Source organism: Paenibacillus sp. AGC31 (genome assembly GCF_057334655.1).
In genome coordinates this window covers 82,813-102,519 of record NZ_JBHFJH010000027.1, presented here as the reverse complement: position 1 = coordinate 102,519, position 19,707 = coordinate 82,813, and the positions used below count along the sequence as shown (strand labels likewise).

Annotated in this window: 21 protein-coding genes; 3 read left to right on the top strand and 18 right to left on the bottom strand. The window is 46.3% G+C overall.

All coding sequences use genetic code 11. The features are described 5' to 3' along the window. Positions 1 to 41: 41 nt before the first annotated feature. Positions 42 to 1,148, bottom strand: coding sequence for a deoxyribonuclease IV (locus ACE04G_RS12305; protein WP_221819193.1), 1,107 nt, complete (start codon positions 1,146 to 1,148; stop codon positions 42 to 44). Positions 1,149 to 1,318: 170 nt separating this feature from the next. Between ACE04G_RS12305 and ACE04G_RS12300 the strand changes: the two genes are divergently transcribed. Together ACE04G_RS12300 and ACE04G_RS12295 are read left to right on the top strand one after the other, a co-directional pair. Continuing rightward, positions 1,319 to 1,786: a DUF2621 domain-containing protein gene (locus tag ACE04G_RS12300; RefSeq protein ID WP_221819344.1), complete on the top strand. Its 468-nt coding sequence runs from the start codon at positions 1,319 to 1,321 to the stop codon at positions 1,784 to 1,786. A gap of 160 nt (positions 1,787 to 1,946) precedes the next feature. Continuing rightward, positions 1,947 to 2,858, top strand: a complete 912-nt coding sequence (locus tag ACE04G_RS12295; protein ID WP_237176502.1) for a TIGR01777 family oxidoreductase — start codon at positions 1,947 to 1,949, stop codon at positions 2,856 to 2,858. 12 nt (positions 2,859 to 2,870) lie between these two features. On the opposite strand, the gene ACE04G_RS12290 is transcribed toward ACE04G_RS12295, so the two are convergent. The 16 genes from ACE04G_RS12290 to ACE04G_RS12215 form a co-directional block, all read right to left on the bottom strand. Further along, positions 2,871 to 4,643 (bottom strand): DUF6382 domain-containing protein, encoded by a 1,773-nt coding sequence (locus ACE04G_RS12290; protein ID WP_339307337.1) that lies wholly within the window; start codon positions 4,641 to 4,643, stop codon positions 2,871 to 2,873. 113 nt (positions 4,644 to 4,756) lie between these two features. Then, positions 4,757 to 5,278, bottom strand: a complete 522-nt coding sequence (locus ACE04G_RS12285) for an A24 family peptidase (protein ID WP_339307335.1) — start codon at positions 5,276 to 5,278, stop codon at positions 4,757 to 4,759. 8 nt (positions 5,279 to 5,286) lie between these two features. After that, complete coding sequence (locus ACE04G_RS12280) at positions 5,287 to 6,318, bottom strand: pilus assembly protein (RefSeq protein ID WP_445252509.1); 1,032 nt, start codon at positions 6,316 to 6,318, stop codon at positions 5,287 to 5,289. A gap of 29 nt (positions 6,319 to 6,347) precedes the next feature. Beyond that, complete coding sequence (locus tag ACE04G_RS12275) at positions 6,348 to 8,465, bottom strand: hypothetical protein (protein ID WP_449004250.1); 2,118 nt, start codon at positions 8,463 to 8,465, stop codon at positions 6,348 to 6,350. A 91-nt stretch (positions 8,466 to 8,556) separates the two neighbouring features. Then, a complete protein-coding gene (locus ACE04G_RS12270) occupies positions 8,557 to 9,234 on the bottom strand; it encodes a TadE/TadG family type IV pilus assembly protein (protein ID WP_339307330.1) in 678 nt (225 codons plus the stop codon). Then, positions 9,215 to 9,406, bottom strand: a complete 192-nt coding sequence (locus ACE04G_RS12265; protein ID WP_237176508.1) for a Flp1 family type IVb pilin — start codon at positions 9,404 to 9,406, stop codon at positions 9,215 to 9,217. The genes ACE04G_RS12270 and ACE04G_RS12265 overlap by 20 nt, the downstream gene beginning before the upstream one ends. 11 nt (positions 9,407 to 9,417) lie before the next feature. Next, entirely contained in the window at positions 9,418 to 10,287 is an 870-nt protein-coding gene (locus ACE04G_RS12260) for a type II secretion system F family protein (RefSeq protein WP_339307328.1), read from the bottom strand. A 12-nt stretch (positions 10,288 to 10,299) separates the two neighbouring features. Further along, the gene (locus ACE04G_RS12255) at positions 10,300 to 11,043 is read right to left on the bottom strand and encodes a type II secretion system F family protein (protein WP_237176898.1); all 744 of its coding nucleotides are present in this window, start codon (positions 11,041 to 11,043) and stop codon (positions 10,300 to 10,302) included. Between the two features lie 40 nt (positions 11,044 to 11,083). After that, positions 11,084 to 12,385, bottom strand: coding sequence for a TadA family conjugal transfer-associated ATPase (locus tag ACE04G_RS12250; protein WP_486094538.1), 1,302 nt, complete (start codon positions 12,383 to 12,385; stop codon positions 11,084 to 11,086). After that, positions 12,385 to 13,605 (bottom strand): nucleotide-binding protein, encoded by a 1,221-nt coding sequence (locus tag ACE04G_RS12245; protein ID WP_449004251.1) that lies wholly within the window; start codon positions 13,603 to 13,605, stop codon positions 12,385 to 12,387. Before ACE04G_RS12245 ends, ACE04G_RS12250 begins: the two co-directional genes overlap by 1 nt. A 161-nt stretch (positions 13,606 to 13,766) precedes the next feature. Continuing rightward, complete coding sequence (locus ACE04G_RS12240) at positions 13,767 to 14,150, bottom strand: VOC family protein (RefSeq protein ID WP_047842030.1); 384 nt, start codon at positions 14,148 to 14,150, stop codon at positions 13,767 to 13,769. A gap of 210 nt (positions 14,151 to 14,360) precedes the next feature. Next, a complete protein-coding gene (locus tag ACE04G_RS12235; RefSeq protein WP_076209460.1) occupies positions 14,361 to 15,224 on the bottom strand; it encodes a DUF6612 family protein in 864 nt (287 codons plus the stop codon). Positions 15,225 to 15,291: 67 nt separating this feature from the next. Continuing rightward, entirely contained in the window at positions 15,292 to 15,714 is a 423-nt protein-coding gene (locus ACE04G_RS12230) for a thiol-disulfide oxidoreductase DCC family protein (protein WP_449004252.1), read from the bottom strand. 187 nt (positions 15,715 to 15,901) lie between these two features. After that, positions 15,902 to 16,180, bottom strand: coding sequence for a hypothetical protein (locus ACE04G_RS12225; protein ID WP_017690003.1), 279 nt, complete (start codon positions 16,178 to 16,180; stop codon positions 15,902 to 15,904). Between the two features lie 99 nt (positions 16,181 to 16,279). After that, positions 16,280 to 16,525, bottom strand: coding sequence for a zinc ribbon domain-containing protein (locus ACE04G_RS12220; RefSeq protein WP_449004253.1), 246 nt, complete (start codon positions 16,523 to 16,525; stop codon positions 16,280 to 16,282). A 210-nt stretch (positions 16,526 to 16,735) separates the two neighbouring features. Next, the gene (locus ACE04G_RS12215; RefSeq protein WP_036610819.1) at positions 16,736 to 17,155 is read right to left on the bottom strand and encodes an organic hydroperoxide resistance protein; all 420 of its coding nucleotides are present in this window, start codon (positions 17,153 to 17,155) and stop codon (positions 16,736 to 16,738) included. 397 nt (positions 17,156 to 17,552) lie between these two features. Here ACE04G_RS12215 and ACE04G_RS12210 point away from each other — a divergent pair, with 397 nt between their 5' ends. Then, positions 17,553 to 18,848 (top strand): Nramp family divalent metal transporter, encoded by a 1,296-nt coding sequence (locus ACE04G_RS12210; RefSeq protein WP_036669231.1) that lies wholly within the window; start codon positions 17,553 to 17,555, stop codon positions 18,846 to 18,848. A gap of 136 nt (positions 18,849 to 18,984) precedes the next feature. On the opposite strand, the gene ACE04G_RS12205 is transcribed toward ACE04G_RS12210, so the two are convergent. Next, entirely contained in the window at positions 18,985 to 19,668 is a 684-nt protein-coding gene (locus ACE04G_RS12205) for an HAD family hydrolase (RefSeq protein ID WP_449004254.1), read from the bottom strand. Positions 19,669 to 19,707: the final 39 nt, after the last annotated feature.

Sequence of the window (19,707 nt, the reverse complement as noted above, 5' to 3'; positions counted from 1 at the left end):
GGGTTATTCTTCCTCCTTCAATTAAGCCATGACCTGCGGGATTAACCCGCAAGCCATGCAATCAAGCGATGATTCAGTTGTTCTTCATTCAAATGCGGGAATAGTGCAGCTTCAGCCACCATGTCATAGAGGCGTTCCAGCGGTTCGCGCGGATCTGCCTTTTTGGCTTTGGCATCATTTTTGAGCAGCGTCCACACATCCAGAATATACGAACGAGACTCAATCTCTTTACCTTTGAAAAAGTGTTGCAACTGTTCTACTTCTGTCAGGAATTCCTGGCCGAATCGACCGGCAACATCCCCACGAAGCAGGGCAATCTCCACCTCATACATTGGACGCTGTGTCTTGGCCTCTTTACCAATCCAAGGTGTCTCCAGAATAAATGGACGTCCTTGAAGCTTCTCATGGTTAACGATGCGGTTAATCGCTTCAAACCCGATCCAGCCAGAGCCAATTGGTGTATGACGGTCCTTGTGCGCACCCACAGCATTCTTACTATCATTAATATGCATTACGGCAATGCGGTCAAGTCCTACAGTGCGATCGAACTGTTCCAGTACACCGTCAAAATCGTTAACGATATCGTATCCGGCATCATGAATGTGGCATGTATCCATACACACAGTCAGACGTTCGTTATACGTTACTTTCTCAATAATCTGGGCGATTTCTTCGAAACTGCGACCCATCTCCGTACCTTTGCCAGCCATGGTCTCCAGAGCAATGTTCACATCTGTCTCTTTCACACCCTCCAGCACTTCATTCAACCCTTCTGCGATCCGTCCGATCCCATAGTGGGCATCTTTGTCTGTAAAAGCGCCGGGATGTAATACGATGTTTTTCACACCAATGGCATGTGTACGACGGATCTCTTCCTGAAGGAAATCTACAGCGAGTCTATACGTGTTGTCTTTGTATGAGCCAAGATTAATAATGTACGGTGCATGGACAACGATATCTTCCATTCCACCCTCTTGCATGGCAAGTTTGCCTTCTTCAATATACATGGATTCGATTGGCTTGCGACGTGTATTCTGTGGTGCACCCGTATATATCATAAACGAACTGGAACCGTACGAGGACGCTTCCTTCGTTGCACTCAATAATCCCTTGTCCGAAAAGGACACGTGGGAGCCGATTTTCAGCATTATTGATCCCCCTTAATCTGAATTATCCCTTATTCTAACGCGATTATCGAAATAAATCTAGAAATGCGCTATAATTCGGGATAGAGGCTATTTTTTACAGCTAATATGTGGAACATGGGTAGGCGGAATCCGTCTTTCCGTGAAAATCAATGAACCGAGGTGACTCCGCAATGATTTTCGACTCCTACGCGATGATACTGACCAGCAGTTCCCCCAGCAATTGGTTTATGAATACGATCGCATTCTGGACTTTTTTATTGCTTGGCAGCATGTGTATCGGTGGATTTTTTATGATGCGCAAGTTTTTGAAAGTGCTACCAAAAGCGGACGGAAAGTCCAAACTGGATTGGCAGAATTATTGGGTTGAAGCCAGCCGTCACTTATGGACAGATGAAGCCAAAGCTTTTTTGGATCAACTTGTGGAGCCTGTGCCAGGGCCATTTCGTGACATTGCCAAACATTCCATTGCTGCAGAGATCGGTAAAATTGCAGTTGAAGACGACGCCACGGAAGTATCGAGAGATCACTGCATCAAAGGTTACATTATAGCCACACCGAAAAGGGATAATAAGTTTTTGGTCAAATTTTTGGAGAAAAACAAAATCGATTATTCCCCTTATCAACATTTGATTAAATAAAATAAAAGATGAGTTAAATGACATATAAATTTGGTTAATTAGATACAGATATGCTCCGTCAGGTAAGTTATTCCCAACAGGCATTGCTTACCGTACGGGGCTGTTTGTCGATCCAACGGTAATATATCAGCGCAGTGAAAATACAGAGAGGATGTTTGATATGAAAATTGCCATTTGTGGAGGTACCGGATTTGTAGGAGGAGCACTTGTAGATTACTGGCTGCAAGCCGGGCACCATGTGAAAGTTATTACACGAAAACTGCCTGACTTGCATAATCCAAGTAAAAATCTTACATATATATCGTGGGAACAAGTCGAAGAACAACCTCACTTGCTGGAAGGTATGGACGCTCTCGTTAACCTTGCCGGAGAAACACTGAATCAACGTTGGACAACCAAAGCGAAGCTGGAGATTGTTGAATCCAGAGTCACGACCGTAGCGCGGGTAGCCCGATTGGTGGAGTCTCTGGAACAAAAGCCGGAAGTGGTCGTTCAGGCTTCTGCCATGGCCATCTATGGAACCTCCCCTAACGAAACCTTTGACGAGAGCAGTCCACAAAAATCAATGAACTTCCCGTCCCGGGTCTCAGAACAATGGGAAATAGCTGCAGATGCCATCAAGCATGTCAGACTCGTCAAAATCAGGGTTAGCCTGGTGCTTGGCCATAAAAAAGGAGCCTTTCCATTGATGAAACTCCCTTACATGCTCGGTGTTGGCGGCAAGATCGGCAGTGGCAAGCAATGGACCAGCTGGATTCACATTATGGATATCGTAAGGCTGATTGACTTTAGCATTCAAAATAAACAAGTGTCAGGTCCGGTTAATGCTTCCTCACCGAATCCGGTCACCAATGATGAATTTGGTCGTACGGTCGGCAAGGTCTATCATCGCCCTCACTGGTTCCCCGTACCCAGCTTTTTAATTAAAACCTTAGTTGGTGAACTATCCGTTGTTCTGCTTCAGGGGCAGAGAGTCATTCCGCAAAAAGCACTCGACCACGGATTCCAGTTCACTTTCCCTACCTTAACCCAGGCATTGGAAGATCTGAAGCATCGCGGCTTATCTGACTGATTGAACAAGGCCTTATCCAACCGACCGATAAGTATAGACTGATTCCGCAAGTGTAAAGGTGTCTCCATCCGCCAATGGATACTCCTTATACGGAGCAAGAATATTGCCCTGAAGAATGGTGCCATTGACGGAACCCAGATCCTTAATCACATAGCCCGATTTGTTCCGGCTCAATTCCACATGAGCACGGGACACGCCGGTCGCTGTGTCCACCCACTGAACCATGTCTGCTGATCTTCCGATGACAAAAGATGCGCCTTGCACATCCATCCGTTCATGTTGGTCACTGGTGCCAGATCTTCGTTCAAGATAATAAGACGCCATCACCGGGCCTTCCCCTGTAAATTTACCATTAGCCAGATTCTGCAAATTTACGGTTGCTTCCGCAACTGCATCATTTCGAATTAGCTCTGAAGTTGAAGCTACCGTTTCCACATGGCGCTGAACGAGCGATGGTTCGGAGTGTTCAGGTGTCACATGCAGACTTTGATAACGGGAATGCTCGCTACTACCTTCTGAGGTGGATGCAACCGTTTGTTTTATGCGTTCCGCTGGCCTTTCAGCTGTATTCCAGCGCCAACTTTCCTGAAATGGTTCCTCTTCATCTTCCATTTGCTTGCCTTTGTTCTTACCTAAATTGAATGAAAAAGACCGCTTATTCTCTGAATCATTCTGAGGGCTTCCCTTACGTTTCCACGTCCATCCTGCTATACCAAACAAGCCAAGGCTTAGTACCATGCACAGGATCATCTGCGTCTGTCCCGGTTGCTCCATGTAAATAAATCTCCATACCAATGCCATGGCAACCATACAGCCCAATATGATATAGGTTACTTTGGAAGATCCGGGCTTCTCCTCCACTTCCATATCAACACGCTCTAGCGAATCATACGGGTTACTTCCTCTCTTATCCATACTATTTGAACTCTCTAATGAAGATTGCTCAGGTGAGCGCCTGCCTGGAAAGGTTCGAGATCTCACCGGAATGTCTTCCACCTCAGATTCACTCGTTTTCTGCGGCTGACGGAAATTTAGTTGCGGTCCCACAGCAGCATTTTGAACGGGAGTACCGGGTTGATATGGCCGAGAAGTACCAGTGGCTAGCCTGCTATCTCGCTCAGAAATCGACGAATGAAGATCACCTCTTGAATCATTGGGTGTTTCCGAAGTTCTGGATGAGAGAAATGCTGCGCCTCCTCCATTCTCTTGCTCGTCAGCGTATAATTCCAAAAGGAGTTCTCGCAACTGTCTGATATCCCAGCGTTCATTGTCACATAACTGCAGAACACGCTGAATGCCTTCTCCCTGCAGTTCCTGTACATGCGCCATAAGCCTGATCACCAGCTCACGGAATTGCTGAGGCGTTGGATCAACTTCAACCGTATCCATGATTGGTACATATACCATCCCTAGCTCACCCTGTTCGAATGAACCGTTGATGAACAAGTACTCTTCATGGATCAATAATTTACGAGGCTCCAGCATGTATTGCCGGCATTCCGTGAAGGCATCAGCTAGTTGGAACAACAAACCATACAGAACACGCAATTTGATTTTGCTTGACTTTAACATCTGAGATAACATCTTGTACCCTGATATGTCGTACTGCAAAGTTACATTTCGATCGACTTCCCGAATATGAACAGGAAGAAGTCGCGGAATCTGATTGGAGGACAACATCCCCATCTGTACCCGGCTTAATTCCTCCATTCGTAACCCGTCCTCTTTCTCCAAAACCATGAATGCTCCGCCGTTACGAATAAAATCTCTCGTTAATCCATACATGCCAATCCTCTCTTTCCATTGTTATTTAGGTCAACTAAAGAAAGTTACACTGGGCACTTCGATGACGGAACAACCTTCCGATCACTGTTATCCCCAGATTTCTTGATTCCCTTTTATAAAGGGAAAAGTCCCGAGACAAGCACCGTGATAAATCCAGGTAACACCGCCAGCATAAACGGAAACTTCAATGTCTTCTCCTTGTTCACCAGCTTGAGCGAACCAAGCATGAAGAACCCCGCAAGACTACCTGCCATGCCTCGAATTCGTTTCGCTGAGTCCTTTCGGAATAGCAGTATCACTAGACCTATTGCGCCCGCGTACAAAACGGAGTAAATAATGACATGAATGCCAAAAACAAGTCCCGTCCATGCGCCAATCCCACCAAACAATTTCACATCTCCTGCTCCTACGGCGCCAATCGCATACATCAGAAACAAAATGCCAAAACCTGCTGCTAATCCAGCGGCTGAGAACAAGAAACCATCCCAACCTCCCCATATGATATGGGCCAATACGCCTGTAACAGTCACGGGTAAAGTCAATCGATTTGGAATTTTCATGGAACGAATATCTGTAATAAAAGCTGCAATGACGTATATGCCACAGGCAATGTAAAACCACTCCACCTCTATCATCCCCTTCCTTATTTTCTGGAGGCCACGGTAAACGTAGTCTCCGTCTTGGCACCGTCCCCTGTCTCGACAACAAAACTCCAAGTTCCTTCTGTTGTCCGAGTACCAACAAACCAGTTCCATTCAATAATTCCATTCTCATCTGCGGTAGCCCAGCCGATGTGCTTCGCAGAACTTTCACCTGACTTGTAAAATATCGTTAAGTTGGCTGTCTCTCCTGGTTCTACCTTCACCTTGATCATTGCATTGTTGCCTATGTAAGCCGGGTCAGGCTTCGACAGAACCGTTGCTGAATCCGCAGTATCCCCGTCTCCTGCACTGCCATCCGATCCTTCTCCGGTATCCCCAATCCATACCCGTTCTGCCGCAGCGGCCTGAATCCGTAGCGGTTTACTGAGAAAGGGGACTTTTAGCGGCAATTCATAACTCAGTTCAAGTCGGAAATACGGATTTGTTTTGTTTTTAAGATCAGGTACCGAAATACCATTCACATGAACACGTTCCATATTCAGCAGCGTTGGCTCGATAAATGGTTGAAGCAACGGTTTTACCGTGGGATCAAGTACGGTTTCCAAGACGGATGTTTTGATCTCCTGTAGTGGTTGTTCACCACTGGCCGCCGCTGAACGTACCCAATCACTTAATGGCTCGGGTAGAGAAGAAGCATAACCTTCTGCCCATTCCGTCAGAGATAACTCTGGTATCTTCCAACCCCCTCCAGAACCTTCTCCGCCGGCAGAATCAGAAGGTGTGAATGCAAGGGAAACGGGATATATTTTCGTTGATAACTGCTTCACCGCTTCACCCGCTGTGCTTTGTAACGCTGTGGAGATTAGAGTCATTTGCACTATGAAGATGAGAAACATGATAAAAAACAAGAAGACAGGTAACACTAGTGAGGCTTCCAGAACCATGCTACCTTGTTCCTTTTCCGAAGAATATATCTGCTTTTTGAGAGACTTCAAACGCTGCAATCTGATTATTCTTGTTAAACGAATCTGCATTTGTGCGCTTTCTTTTTCATAATGTTGCTGCTTATCCATAATCCCTCCACCGAAACGATCCTGATTATTCAATAGGAATAATCCGCCTTCCGTTCAATGAAAAATCGTCCATCTTCAACTTGGTCCGCACTACCCATCACTGCACCCATGCTTCTAACCACCCCTGGTAAAAACCACAGCTTGATACTGCTGCGCATGTTACCCGAAGCATACGTCTGTTTCTCATCTGGATTCACACCCGTATTCAATCGAATTAGCGCCAGCATTCTGGACATTTTGCGTTCATTGTTACTATGCATCAATAGGAACAATCGGAGATGGTCCCTGTACGTCAGTTTGACTTTGATATACTTGGACAATTCCACACTGCCCTCTTTTGCTAGTTTCACCATATCCGCGATGGCGTTTGTAATCCCGTATAAGATTGCTGCCGATAATACCAGAAGTGGGTTCCCCAGCTTGCTGTGCTCAATTAACCCTTCTGCGGTTCGAATAGCCAGCCGCATCCCAAATATCTCCGCATATGCCGCAGCGATGTTACCCGAAGGATTATGAAACCCATAAACGATATACTCCAGTTCCTGATTCTCCAGTTTGAAAACATCACCAGCATCTCCACCACCTTCAGCCCAGGTAAATAACTGACCAAAATCCATGGAGTTAAAATAGGCTAAAGCATATTCATTCTGAAATAATTCGTCGCCAAGACTGTCCAACAGACCGGACATCCCGCCAAACAAACTGTCCATTCCCTTCATGGCATCGCCACCAGAGTCATAGGGGTCTCCAGCAATCTCTGCCTTTTTGGCTTCCTCACGACTAGCCTCGTTAAAAGAAATATTAGCGTTATAATATTCCTCCAACTGTTTGAAAGTGTCCATGGAACCCGAACTTCCATTCTGGATCTGCGACAAGATTCGTTTGACTTCCTTCAATTTCCCTTTGGATTCTTTGTCATTCGCTTTGCGTTGGGCATCCGACCCACGACCACTCTCCAGCTGCTGCTTACTCTGTTGGATGAGGTTGGCAGGACCACTATTCACATAGGTATCCATATATCGTTCCGTAATCTGACTTGCCTGTCTGACCGCAGGTTTAATCGGAACCCCACTCATTCCCGTAACGCTGCGAAGCTGACTATTCAATTCCATGTTGTCTCTTCTGACGTTAGAGAAGTCCGCATTCTGGGAAACAACCCGTGCCTTCAACTGATCAAACAGGCTATCCGCCCTCAAAAGCTCCGAGGCGAGTGAGCGTGTGCTCTTAGCTTCACTGCCTGATCCAGTAGTTGCAGGACTCGTCCCAGGCAGATTCGAGTTGCCCACGTTGTCGTAGCTGGCATTCTGTGAACGGTTCTCCCCCTCCGCGATCACACGTTTCATTTCCTCATTAATCTTGCGTGCTTCTTCGATCTTGGACTGTGCTTCCTCCAGTTTTGTTTGATGGGCCTGTAACGCGGGCTGTATGATCATGCTGATGCCTGTCACCACATTACCAACACCAGTCCGATAACGAGCCAGTTCCAATATGTATTGTTGCTCTCTCAACGGCAGTCCCTCATCTGCCTGTTTCTTGTTCAGATAATCTGCATAACGTGCTGCTGCCTCGGCAGCTGTCTCCGGTGTTTCTTCCAACATTTCTTCATAGATCGCTTGTGAAGGCGGGTCCATGATCAACTTTGGAAGATTCTTCAGCTTCTCCGCGGATTCCGTCTGATTGGCAATGGCTTCGTCCAGTAGTTCTTCACGTTTGTCATATAACTTCTGTAATTTTTTCAGCAAATCTACCGTGTGCGCGGCTTCCTTCATCTCGTCTGACATTGGTTTGAACCGATTGATCACTTCAAGGGTAAAATCAACCGGAGCCCGATACTTCATATCCTCCTGAATCTGGCGATTAAATATATCGTATCTGCCCAGTTCACGCTCCATGCTCAGCGTAGTTGTATCCCACTGGATATCCAGAATGGGAAATCCATCTTTTACAGCTGAAGGCTTCACGCTATCATTCAGTACTTTAGCCATGATTGCATCCCCACTGCTGTCGCCATACCCGAATAAACCATACTCTCGTAGTGATGTGTCATAGGCTGACATGACGGATCTCATCGCAGCATGTGTCATGCGTTCAGTCTGCACCTTGAATGCAGCTATACGAGCGTAATCAATAAATATAGCAACAAACATATAAACTCCGGCCAATATTAATATTAAAAAAAGGGTTACGGCTCCCAACTCACCGTCTTTTTTTCTAAACAGCTCCGCCCTCCTCCTTTTCTCACTTTTTACTTTTGCCAAAATGCTGCACAACCTGTCCGGCTTCTGCCGCTGTACTGGTCGCCGCACCGCCTTTGCCTTTAAACTTGGCTGCGTAATAACGAACCAGATCGACCGTTCGAATGAATTCAACCGGTTCAACAACTGCGGATGATCCCCGCGTCAGTACACGGTTACCTGAATCGAACAAAAAAGAAGGAAGAGGCAAAGAAATTACTTGTTCCAGCTTGGTTGTTACTTTCCGCTGAATCAGAGAATTCTGATACTCAATCGTTCCTTTCATGGCTGAGGGCATATGTTGCACCGCTTGTGCTAATTTCTGTTCCGAGAGATTGCCGCCTTCACCAGCAGGTATAGAAACGCTAACCTGATTATCCGCTCCCGCCCAGCCAAACAGCGCTCCAAGCATACGATCGTCCGTCAGTCTCCAATACAGATTGTCATGTTCTCCAGCAACATATTCACCTGTCATCGCCTGTTTGTGGCTGTTGTCCCAGCTATAGGCTGCACGTTCGGAAGCTGCATAGGCATGTTGATTCAGGAATGTCTTTTGATACATGTACATGGTGAAAAAGAGCAATAACACAAGAATAAACAGCACGACAGGGAAGATCAGGGAGGCTTCAACGGTGAAGCTCCCTTCTTCCTTCTTCAGCCTGTTAACCCGGGAAAAATTCATTACTTTTTGTATCCACTTTGCTAAGAAGAGACTTGATTAGTGCCGTTATTTGGTCTTTAAAAATCAAAGCAATAATGATAATAACCCCGATAATCAGAATCAGCTCCAACGTGCCGAGTCCGTCCTCTTCCTTCCAAAATACGTTTACCTTGTTTTTCAACACTTCCATCATCCCAATTCCTCCTACATATTCATCATCATAAAAGCAGGTGCCCCGATCATGACCACAATCGTAAAAAAGATCAGTACCATCGGAAACACCAGTTTGGAAGAAGCCTGTTCTCCCTTCGCCCGACTGACAGCCTTGCGTTTCTCCCACAACACATGTGACAGATCCCGCAGCGCCAATACAAAGTCACCTCCCCCACGCCGGAAATTCAGTAGCACCGTTGTTGTAAAAATCGTCACTTCCTGTACACCGCAGCGGCGGCTGAACTGTTCAAATGATTGTTGAAACGAATAACCATTATTCCAATCTCCCACTGTCTTTCTAAGTTCGTTGTACAACGGATGATTCCGTTCACCCTGGCTTGTCACACAGTGAACGATGGCACGTTGCACAGTCTCCCCTGCGCCAACCAGCAGTACAATTCGATTCAGCAACTCAGGCAGTTCCATAAGAATATCCTGGTCTCTTCGCTGCACCTTCGTATTGAGATCTTTGTAGAGCGCAAAAGGCAACGCTGCACCGAGCGCGAGCCCACCTACCATACCTCCGATGCCCATATCTCCAACGAGTGATAACAGGCAGCCCACCAGCAGCATGAGCCATGTGTAGGTCAACATTTCAGCGCAATACAGCATCGTTTTCTCTCCACTGTGCTGTATGCCATACATTTTCTGAATGGCATGTTGCATTCGAAACATGAGCACTGGCAATCTGCGTCCAATCTCGAACTTGTCCAATATAAACAGGAAGGGGCCATGCAATTTCTTCAATCGTAATCCTTCCATATCCAGCTTGCGCAGATGCCGGTAGGTCTGCCCCCGGGTTCGATCCAGAATCAGCCATCCCGCTCCGAGCATCCCTGCGACTATAACGGGAAGCAGCATCGTTTCAGCTCCTTATACTTTGATATCCATAATGCGATTAATCCACAGATAACAGCAGGCGAGTACTGCCAAGGCACCACTAGAGATGAGGTATCCCATCCCGCTATATAACGGCTCCATAAAGTCCTTGGCGGTCAGATTCAGAAATATCAAAAAAATAAACGGAGCTGCAAACATCACCTTTGATTCGAACTTTTTCTGCGATACCGCGACCATAATATCCTGCTGAATGTCCAGCTTTTCACCAATCACCGCAGAGGTACGACGCACAACCTCAACCAGGTCCCCGCCAGTTCGTTTGCACGTAATGAACACATCTGCAAAGTTCGTAATATCCTCAATCTGAGCCCGATCCGAAAAATCCTGAAGTGCCTCTTCGATTGGTTGTCCATACTCCATCCGTGTCCGCAAGATCGTGAACTCACGAATCAGATCGGTATCCGCTTCCGGGTTCAACATCCGCAGATCCTCTACGGATTCCTTGAATCCATTTTCCACCGATTTTCCTGCGGCAAGTGCCGAAGATAGTGCATATAACGCTTGCTTAAAATGTAAACTGAGTGTCATTCTTTTTCGTTCCAACAGCACTTTAGTCCAATGTTTTGGCACCCATATACAACCCGCAGCCAGGATCGCTCCAGCCAACCAGTGATGGTAGAACAGAATTCCGATGCCAAAAAACAGCAGACCACTAATCAGCATACAGGCCATTCGTTGTCTCCGGGAAAGCGTATATACGGTGTAATCCGTCAACATCTGTCTGGCTTCACCCAACAGTAATCACCTTCCAATGACTTTAATTCACGTTGTTATCTGATGAATCTATTTCAACACTGTATTGTTCTATGTATCCATCCAGCCATTCCCCGAGCCCAGCCATCTGAATTTTATCCACCTGATTCAACTTTCCAACCTGCACTAACCCGCCAATAATTTTGCCTTCGCGCTCTTCTTGTTCCTGGAAACGAAACAGTGGATTCAGCATAACCTCACCGTCCTGCATGCCAATCACTTCACTAATCTCTGTCACCCGCCGGGAGCGGTCCCTTAGCCGGGATAAATGTACAAATATATCGATCGCCGAACTAATCTGCTGCCTTACAACCGCAATGGGAAGATCCGCACCACTGAGCACCATCGTTTCGAGTCTGCTAATCATATCCGAGATGGTATTCGCATGCCCTGTAGACAAGCTCCCATCGTGCCCTGTGTTCATGGCCTGTAACATATCCAACGCTTCCGCGCCCCTTACTTCGCCAATGACAATCCGGTTCGGACGCATCCGTAAGGAAGATTTGATCAGATCCCGAATAGATATCTGTCCCTTGCCTTCGGTGTTTGCATTCCGCGTTTCCAGTGATACCAGATTCGGTACCGTAACTATCTGTAGCTCCGCCGAATCCTCAATAGTAATAATCCGTTCATCGGCAGGGATAAACTGGGATAATGCGTTCAAAAAGGTCGTTTTTCCCGATCCGGTCCCGCCTCCAATGAAGATGTTGTATTTGCTACGTACCAACTGCTGCAATAATTCTGCTGCTTCTTCATGCAGGGCTCCCTTTTCAATCAGATCAGACATCTTCATCGGTTCACTGGGGAATTTACGAATCGTCATTGTGGGGCCTTTCAAGGCAATAGGAGGCAACACGATATTAACCCGTGAACCATCCTTTAAACGGGCATCTACGATTGGAGAAGACTCATTCACAATCCGGTTTACCCCAGACACAATCATCTGGATGATATCCTCGAGTCGTTCCCTCGACTCAAATTCAAGGGTGATCTGGCTGACTTCACCTTCCTGCTCCACAAAAATCTCCTTGTGACTATTGATCATAATTTCCGTAATATCGGGATGATCCACAAGTGGCTGCAAAATATCCAATCCACGAAAGGAATCAAACAATCGCTGTACCAGCGTGTGACGCTCTCCTGAGGTCAGATCATCCAGCTTCGGGTCAGTGAGAACTTTGCGTTCTATCCCCTGCCACAGTTCATCATCTCCTGCGGAAGAGGTTAAATCGAGGCCAGCCCTGACTTCCCTGCGCATCATCTGAAACTGTTCTTCACGATCCAGTATTCGATTGGATGAATCCATCATAGTGCCCACCGATCCTGCTTCTGAATTCGTCCCGCCTGCTTCAATTCTTCTTCGCCATCCTGTACCAGCATGGCACATAATCTCTTCACTTCACGTTGGAAGATCGGAGAACTAAGCATGACTTCCTCCTGACTAAGTTGCTTCCAGGAAGGGATATAGGGCAATACTGCATCCAGATGCAGATCAGGGCGTGGGAGTCCATTGACGACATTGTCCCGATATTTGTTAACCACAAAGCGTGAACGCTCAAGCATACTTTCGTACAAATCTGGCTTCGTACGCTCAGCATGCTGTAACCATTGTCCCCATCGATGCATGGCAGATATATCATCCTCAACGAGCCAGACAAATGCATCTGCTGCATCCAGCACCCCTTCACTGCGCCCATCCCAACCGGAATCCCCATCCAGAATTAACACGTCATATTGTCCACATTCCGTTAAATAACGAAGCAGATTCGACGTATCCTCACGAGTCATTTGCAACAGTTCTTTCCGATTCGATAATGGCCAGAACACATCGGATTTCAGGGCTTCATGCCGGACCACATATCCATCTACGCCCTTCGATTGCACCTGTAACTGCTTACCGGATTCCTTTCTGCCCACCTTCAGATCGTATAACAGACGGGACAATCCCGTCTCCGCATCCGGGTGACGCTGCCCACTTCTAGTGAGTCCCTTTTCCAGAAACGGGAGCGTACTGTCCAGCGTCTCCAGATTCAGATAGAGAACAGCATATCCTGCAAGTCCCAATTGCTTGGCCATATGCAGGGCTACTGCCGTTTTGCCACTTCCACCCGAAGCGGATACTACACCGATAGAGAGAGTCTCTTGCCCCGGATGGTGAACCTTCTTACGGCGTGGCTGCCGGCAAGCATGCATCACAGCATCCAGCAAAGTAGGCAAGGGTTGGTATTTCATCAGCCGCTTGGCCTCATCCACCTCTTCCATCCCTTCACTAAGCATTAGCCAAGGTACACCTGATACTTCTCCCCCGTTATTCAGCCAGTCATTCAGAAACTCCGGTTCCGCAATAACCAAATCCGGTAATTCTCGACCTTCCTGCTGCTCGTTCATGTGATCTCTGAACGAATCTTCTTGGGAGAATGCCGTGAAACGCACATGAAGACCAGACGAATTTCCCTGTACATAATCAAGCCAGGCACTGATATAATCTTTGTCTTTTGAAACCAATACCGCCTTTAGTACAATCAATTTCTCCTTCCCTCCCTGTCAAAAAGCACAAAAAAGCACCGTCCAATAACCGCATGAATATGCGATATTTGGACGGTGCTTCCGTCACGTGCTATGAATGTATGGATAATATAGCATACAATTTCTGGGGGAGCAAGGGATTTATTCTAACCCTTTTTCCCTTAAGAGTTGTACGGTGAATCGAACTCAATAATGTTACGGTCCGGATCAAGTACAAAAATCTGTGCGAATCCAGCCACACTGTCAGGTCTCGCTTCATACTCAATTCCCTGCTGTTCCAGCCAGGCTATAGTCCCTGAATAACTGGTGACCCAGATCGCAAAGTGGCCGTCTGTAGTATCAATACCAGCCTCACGTAACGTGTGGCCCTCCGGGTGCTGAAGCAGATGAAGCTGCTGGCTGCCGATAGCGTACCATGTACCCGTGGAGCGGAAGGCTGGACGTTCAATCTCCTGCATGCCTAGTAACCCAGAATAGAATTTCTTCGCGATTTCCAGATCACGTACAGCCAGACTAACATGGTGGATGTGTGCATATTCAATCATCTTTTATCTCCCCTCTCTACTTCAATATGACTATACTATAACACCTTGAACCCTGACCATAATCTCCGCTAAACAGAAAAACACCCCTGATTCTAATCCGGTAAACCTCTCGGCTCACACAGATCTAGTTCAGAGGTGCCCTGCAAACGGGCATACAAGGATGCTCGCTTACCGCATTAAATCATCTTCAGCACATTTGGCATAACCAAATTATTTTGCGCTATCCAATGCTTCTTGTGGAATCTTAATCTCTTCCACTTGATCTTGGTTAGAAAATGTACTGTTCATCTTCATGTCCATCGTCATTTTCTGTCCATTCTGTTCCATCTCCATGACCATGGTTACGTCCGTACTTGCAGGCAGGTAGGTTTCTTTGTTGATCATGTATTTCATCTTCATGCTGGTGATATTCATCTGATCAAGCATGGCTTGCATCTGGGCATCCGATCCGTTCTGCTCCATCACGGCTTTCGCCAGTTCCTTCACATTATCACCGGATACGTCAGCATTAATCACATAATTGTCGCCTTCTTCGGTCACTTCAGTATCTTCTTCAATCTTTTTGAATTGCTCCAATTCACCTTCCGGATTCATGCTTGCCTTCATCTGCTCAATCAGTTCCTTGGTTTGAGCTTCAGGAATCGCAACCCATTGATCCCCAACTTGAGAGTAGATTTTATCCGATGTGATATACTGCTTCACGTTCTGAGCTTCCTGTCCCGACATTTCCATTTTCATCTCTTGATAGATCATCATTGGATCTTTGATAATATCCATTTTGAGCGATGTTTTAACCTGTTGATCCTGAGACTGTTCACCAGCATCCAGTTTCAGATTCTGATCAATATTTGCTTCAGTTGTGAAGCTTTTCATTTCTTTGGTTGCTGCATTGGTTTTGGTAATCAATTCGTCCAGGGTAGGGACCTTTGTTTCCTGCTCCGCAGGTGTATTACCCTCGTTAGATGTTTCGTTGTTAGTCGCTGGCGGCGTTGCCGTATTATCTGTATCGTTACCACATGCTGCCAAGCTCACTGCTAATAATGCCCCGATAAATAATGTAGTCCACTTCTTCAAGTTGTTTTCCTCCCAAAATAGATATGATCTGTAGTCATTACCCAATTATTTCCGTTATTAATCACACTCACAAAAATCGATCTTTGATCTCCGGTGTAGGCAACATGCACGCTTCATCCTTGCCAAACCAGCGATAACGGTTGCGAGCAACCCAGTTATAGACTGCATTACGAATAAATCTAGGCACAATAATGAACACATATAACAACGGATAAGGATACTTCAGACCTTTGGCCAATCGCAGTGCGGCGGTTGAACGTGTATAGTATTTTCCATTTTCAATCAGAACAAAGGTGTCCATGCTGTCTGTCGACAAATTGCCCTTCGCCAGCAGTTCCTTGGCTACATCCGATTGGAGCGATGCAAAATGATATTTCCCTTCCGGGTCACGCTTGATAATCCATTTGGTTAAGCCCTGGCAGAAGTGACAGACACCATCCACCAGTACGATCGGATGTCCCTGATGCACATCTGTTTGATTTGCTGTCATATTGGCTGCCTCCTATTGTTGCGGTTAGAGTAACTTACCCAATCTGGGCCTTCTTGTTCACTAATTCTAAATTTATTTCTGGAGGTTGTTCAAAAAGACTGAAAAGCGCTCTTTTTGAACACGCATTAATGGGAAATAAAAGAAAAAGAGCGCAGGCATTGTGCCCACGCTCGTATCTGTCCGACAATTACTCCGTAACTGCCTTTTCCATCCATTGGTCATCGATCATCTGTTGATGCAGGTCACTTGCCCACTGGTCCATACATTTGCAAATGAAATCTTTGCGACATACTGGACAAGGCGTTTTCTGCAGACGGCTGATATTGGTCATCTTCCATTCCGGGGAACGGGAGTAGAATACACGGCATTTTGTACCGTCTACCAAATTCATTTTGAATTCATACAATCCGTCTTCCTTGTTACCATAAGCTAATTCTAAATCTGCAATACGCGGTCTATAAGACATGGATATCACCTGTTTAATTCAAATTTGGTTCATGCAATGACACTACTCAGTACTAAGTTATATTAAAGAAAATTCAGTTCAATGTCAACTCGCGCATGTCTACCCGCCAAACAGAATATCCAGAATCGTCCCTACCTGCCCCTGTTTTTTCCCTTTGAAGACATCCGGATCAAACACTTCAACATACCCGCAGGAAGCACAAGCCACGAACAGGTAGTGGTTATGCTGTATATCGAACATCTTGCTCAGGCCTGCTCCTGACATGGAAACTTCCTTAATGTTACAATCCGTGCTTCTGCATTTCGTACACACAAATCGCCGCTCAATCATCTCTTCAATACTCATCTTTGTTCCCCCTTTATAGAATGTGTAGCATGAAGTGGGAGTGCAATTATGTAAAATAGTACGCGATCTGGCATCTAGTCTCCTGCATCATGTCCTTATAAGATGATCAACACAAAACCCTGCCGATTGCCAGCAGGGCTTTGTAGTCGAACATCAGGTATCTGGGATACCCTGCTCTATATGTTCCCTTTACTTGCCGGGAGTCAAATCTTAGACTACGTTTAAAACAACATCAATGTTGCCGCGTGTTGCTTTGGAATATGGACAGAAATCATGCGCCTTGCGGGCCAGTTCCTCTGCTTGACTGTGATCTACACCAGGCATGCTAACATCCAGACGAACAGACAGCTGGAAACCGTCATCCGCAGGGTCTTTACCAATGGATACGTTACTTGTAACGACCACATCCTCCAATTTCACACCTGCTTTGCGTGCTACATTGGCGAGGGCACTTTCATAACATGCTCCATATCCAGCGGCAAAAAGCTGCTCAGGGTTAGTACCTTCACCACCGGAGCCACCAAGCTCTTTTGGCATTTTCAGATCATGCTTGAGAACGCCATCCGAAGAAGTCACGGAACCTGTACGTCCACCTTTAACTGTCGCTACTGCTGTATATAAAGCTTCCATTAAGAATCTCTCCCTTATCCATATAGTTTTTATTGCCTTCCTTTCAATTTAAACTTCTGGCTCATTTTGAAACGCAATTTTGTATCTTTATCAGCTTTTACAACTTTATTATTTTCATGCATTTCAATGCCATGGCTGTATTTTCCCCACGGTTGGGTAATATACGAAGGGACATCTACAAGCTGGAACCGAAATTTTGTGCTGATACATAAAAGTTGCACTAGACAAAAACAATTGAAGGAGTACAATGTAACAATAAACATAAAAATTTAGATATATCATGAGCGGGTTGTCCCGCATATATTTCCAAATCAATAATTCAAAGTCAGGTGATTATCGTATGAGTAAAAAAAATCCGTTCAACGCTCCTTCAAGAGAATCATTGTCTACTGCGGGCATGGCCCCTTCCCTTGGAGAAGCACATAGTTCCATGAAAGTTCCGCAGAATGCTGCATGGTGGAAGAAATTCCTCGCCTTTGTAGGCCCAGGATACCTTGTTGCCGTAGGTTACATGGACCCCGGGAACTGGGCAACAGATATCGCAGGCGGCTCGCAGTTCGGGTATACCTTGTTATCCGTTATCCTGTTATCGAACCTGATGGCCGTTGTCCTTCAGTCGCTGGCTGGCAAACTCGGCATCGTCACTGGACGGGATCTGGCTCAAGCCTGTCGTGAACGATTCAGCATGCCTGTTGTCATGATGTTATGGATTCTGTGTGAGCTTGCCATTGCAGCCACCGATCTGGCTGAAGTCATCGGTTCTGCCATCGCGTTAAAGCTGTTATTTAACATTCCTATGTTATACGGCGTTATCATCACAGCAGTTGATGTACTCCTGATTCTTGTACTGCAAAACAAAGGCTTCCGCGCCTTGGAGACTCTCGTCATTGTGCTGATGGCAACCATCGCCCTCTGCTTCGGGATTGATCTGTTTCTGGCAAAACCGGATATGGGCGGTGTTCTCCATGGTTTTGTACCAAATGTTGAGATTCTGCAAAACCCGGCTATGCTCTATATTGCCATTGGTATTATCGGAGCAACCGTGATGCCGCATAATCTGTATCTGCATTCTTCCATTGTGCAGACCCGTCAGATCGAACAGACACCACAGGGCAAAAAAGAAGCCATTCGGTACTCGACCATGGATTCTACAATCGCGTTGACACTGGCCCTGTTCATCAATGCGGCCATCCTGATTGTATCTGCTGCTGTATTCCATAGTGCTGGTATGACGCAGGTTGCTGAGATCGCTGATGCCTATCATCTGCTGACACCTCTATTGGGTACTACGGTTGCAAGTATTCTGTTCGGTGTGGCGCTGTTAGCATCAGGTCAGAACTCTACCCTTACAGGTACACTCGCTGGGCAGATCGTTATGGAAGGTTTCCTGAACATTCGAATTCCGGCTTGGCTACGCAGACTGGTCACACGTCTGATCGCCATCATCCCGGCGGTAATTGTGACAGCCATTGCAGGAGAACATGGCACAGAAGAACTGCTCATTTTGAGCCAGGTCGTGCTGTCGCTTCAATTGCCCTTTGCTGTAATTCCCCTGGTAATGTTCACGAGTGATAAAAAAAGCATGGGTGCATTCGCCAACAAATTGTGGCTCAAAATCATCTCATGGGTCATTGCCGCGATTATCGTTGTGCTGAATGTATATCTGATCATTCAGACGATTCGGTTATTCTAATCTCGTTCTTATCGACAAAATACTAAAAAGGCTGATCAACTCCGGTATGCTATACCCAAGTTGATCAGCCTTTATTGTTGCAATACAGCAAGGTGTTTTCTTTTATAGTAAAACTCAAACTCCAGTAAACAATCATCTAATCCTGATTTGGTATCAGTAACGGCAGGAGTTGATCCAATGAATCAACAGTCCAATCCGCACGTTGGTCATCAGATAGTTCTGGCTGGAATCTTCCGTAACCCTGCATAATTCGAATCGTACGCATGCCCAGCTTCAGAGCAGGTATAATGTCGTTATCGATCCGATCGCCGATCATGACGGCTTCCTCCGGTTCACAACCGGCCTGTTTCAAGGCCACAGCGTATAACTCAGGGTCTGGCTTGGACACTCCTTCTTCAGCCGAACATGCCAGAACATCAACATACTTCCGCAAGCCGTAGCTCTCCAGTCTCTCTTCCGTTCCAGGACTCTGATTGGCAATAATGCCAATGCGATAATGCCGTGACAACTGCTGAAGGACGTAATCCGCTGATGGAAAAGGACGTTCAAGATCTTTTTGAAATTTCAGCTTGTCCTGAATCTGCTTCTGGTGTCCCTCGTCTTCAACGAATGTGCGAATCGCCACTCTCATCGGCCATTGCTCATATCTCTGGTAACAGTTCGCGAACAGTTCGCGTACCGCCTCAATCTTCACCGGATACCCCAATGCACAGGCTTCGCGGACGAACTGTCCGATAATATCATCAACCGGCTCCCATTCATCCACTAGCGTATCTCCAACATCAAAAAACAACCATTTCAATCCACCTACATCCGGCACGCCAATTCCTCCTTGTAAGCCACAGGTGATTCCTGATCC

Coding starts and splice junctions, on each gene's coding strand:
- ACE04G_RS12305 (WP_221819193.1), bottom strand. CDS start 1,148: ATGCTGAAAATCGGCTCCCACGTGTCCTTTTCGGACAAGGGATTATTG.
- ACE04G_RS12300 (WP_221819344.1), top strand. CDS start 1,319: ATGATTTTCGACTCCTACGCGATGATACTGACCAGCAGTTCCCCCAGC.
- ACE04G_RS12295 (WP_237176502.1), top strand. CDS start 1,947: ATGAAAATTGCCATTTGTGGAGGTACCGGATTTGTAGGAGGAGCACTT.
- ACE04G_RS12290 (WP_339307337.1), bottom strand. CDS start 4,643: ATGTATGGATTAACGAGAGATTTTATTCGTAACGGCGGAGCATTCATG.
- ACE04G_RS12285 (WP_339307335.1), bottom strand. CDS start 5,278: ATGATAGAGGTGGAGTGGTTTTACATTGCCTGTGGCATATACGTCATT.
- ACE04G_RS12280 (WP_445252509.1), bottom strand. CDS start 6,318: ATGGATAAGCAGCAACATTATGAAAAAGAAAGCGCACAAATGCAGATT.
- ACE04G_RS12275 (WP_449004250.1), bottom strand. CDS start 8,465: ATGTTTGTTGCTATATTTATTGATTACGCTCGTATAGCTGCATTCAAG.
- ACE04G_RS12270 (WP_339307330.1), bottom strand. CDS start 9,234: ATGAATTTTTCCCGGGTTAACAGGCTGAAGAAGGAAGAAGGGAGCTTC.
- ACE04G_RS12265 (WP_237176508.1), bottom strand. CDS start 9,406: ATGATGGAAGTGTTGAAAAACAAGGTAAACGTATTTTGGAAGGAAGAG.
- ACE04G_RS12260 (WP_339307328.1), bottom strand. CDS start 10,287: ATGCTGCTTCCCGTTATAGTCGCAGGGATGCTCGGAGCGGGATGGCTG.
- ACE04G_RS12255 (WP_237176898.1), bottom strand. CDS start 11,043: ATGTTGACGGATTACACCGTATATACGCTTTCCCGGAGACAACGAATG.
- ACE04G_RS12250 (WP_486094538.1), bottom strand. CDS start 12,385: ATGGATTCATCCAATCGAATACTGGATCGTGAAGAACAGTTTCAGATG.
- ACE04G_RS12240 (WP_047842030.1), bottom strand. CDS start 14,150: ATGATTGAATATGCACACATCCACCATGTTAGTCTGGCTGTACGTGAT.
- ACE04G_RS12230 (WP_449004252.1), bottom strand. CDS start 15,714: ATGACAGCAAATCAAACAGATGTGCATCAGGGACATCCGATCGTACTG.
- ACE04G_RS12225 (WP_017690003.1), bottom strand. CDS start 16,180: ATGTCTTATAGACCGCGTATTGCAGATTTAGAATTAGCTTATGGTAAC.
- ACE04G_RS12220 (WP_449004253.1), bottom strand. CDS start 16,525: ATGAGTATTGAAGAGATGATTGAGCGGCGATTTGTGTGTACGAAATGC.
- ACE04G_RS12215 (WP_036610819.1), bottom strand. CDS start 17,155: ATGGAAGCTTTATATACAGCAGTAGCGACAGTTAAAGGTGGACGTACA.
- ACE04G_RS12210 (WP_036669231.1), top strand. CDS start 17,553: ATGGCCCCTTCCCTTGGAGAAGCACATAGTTCCATGAAAGTTCCGCAG.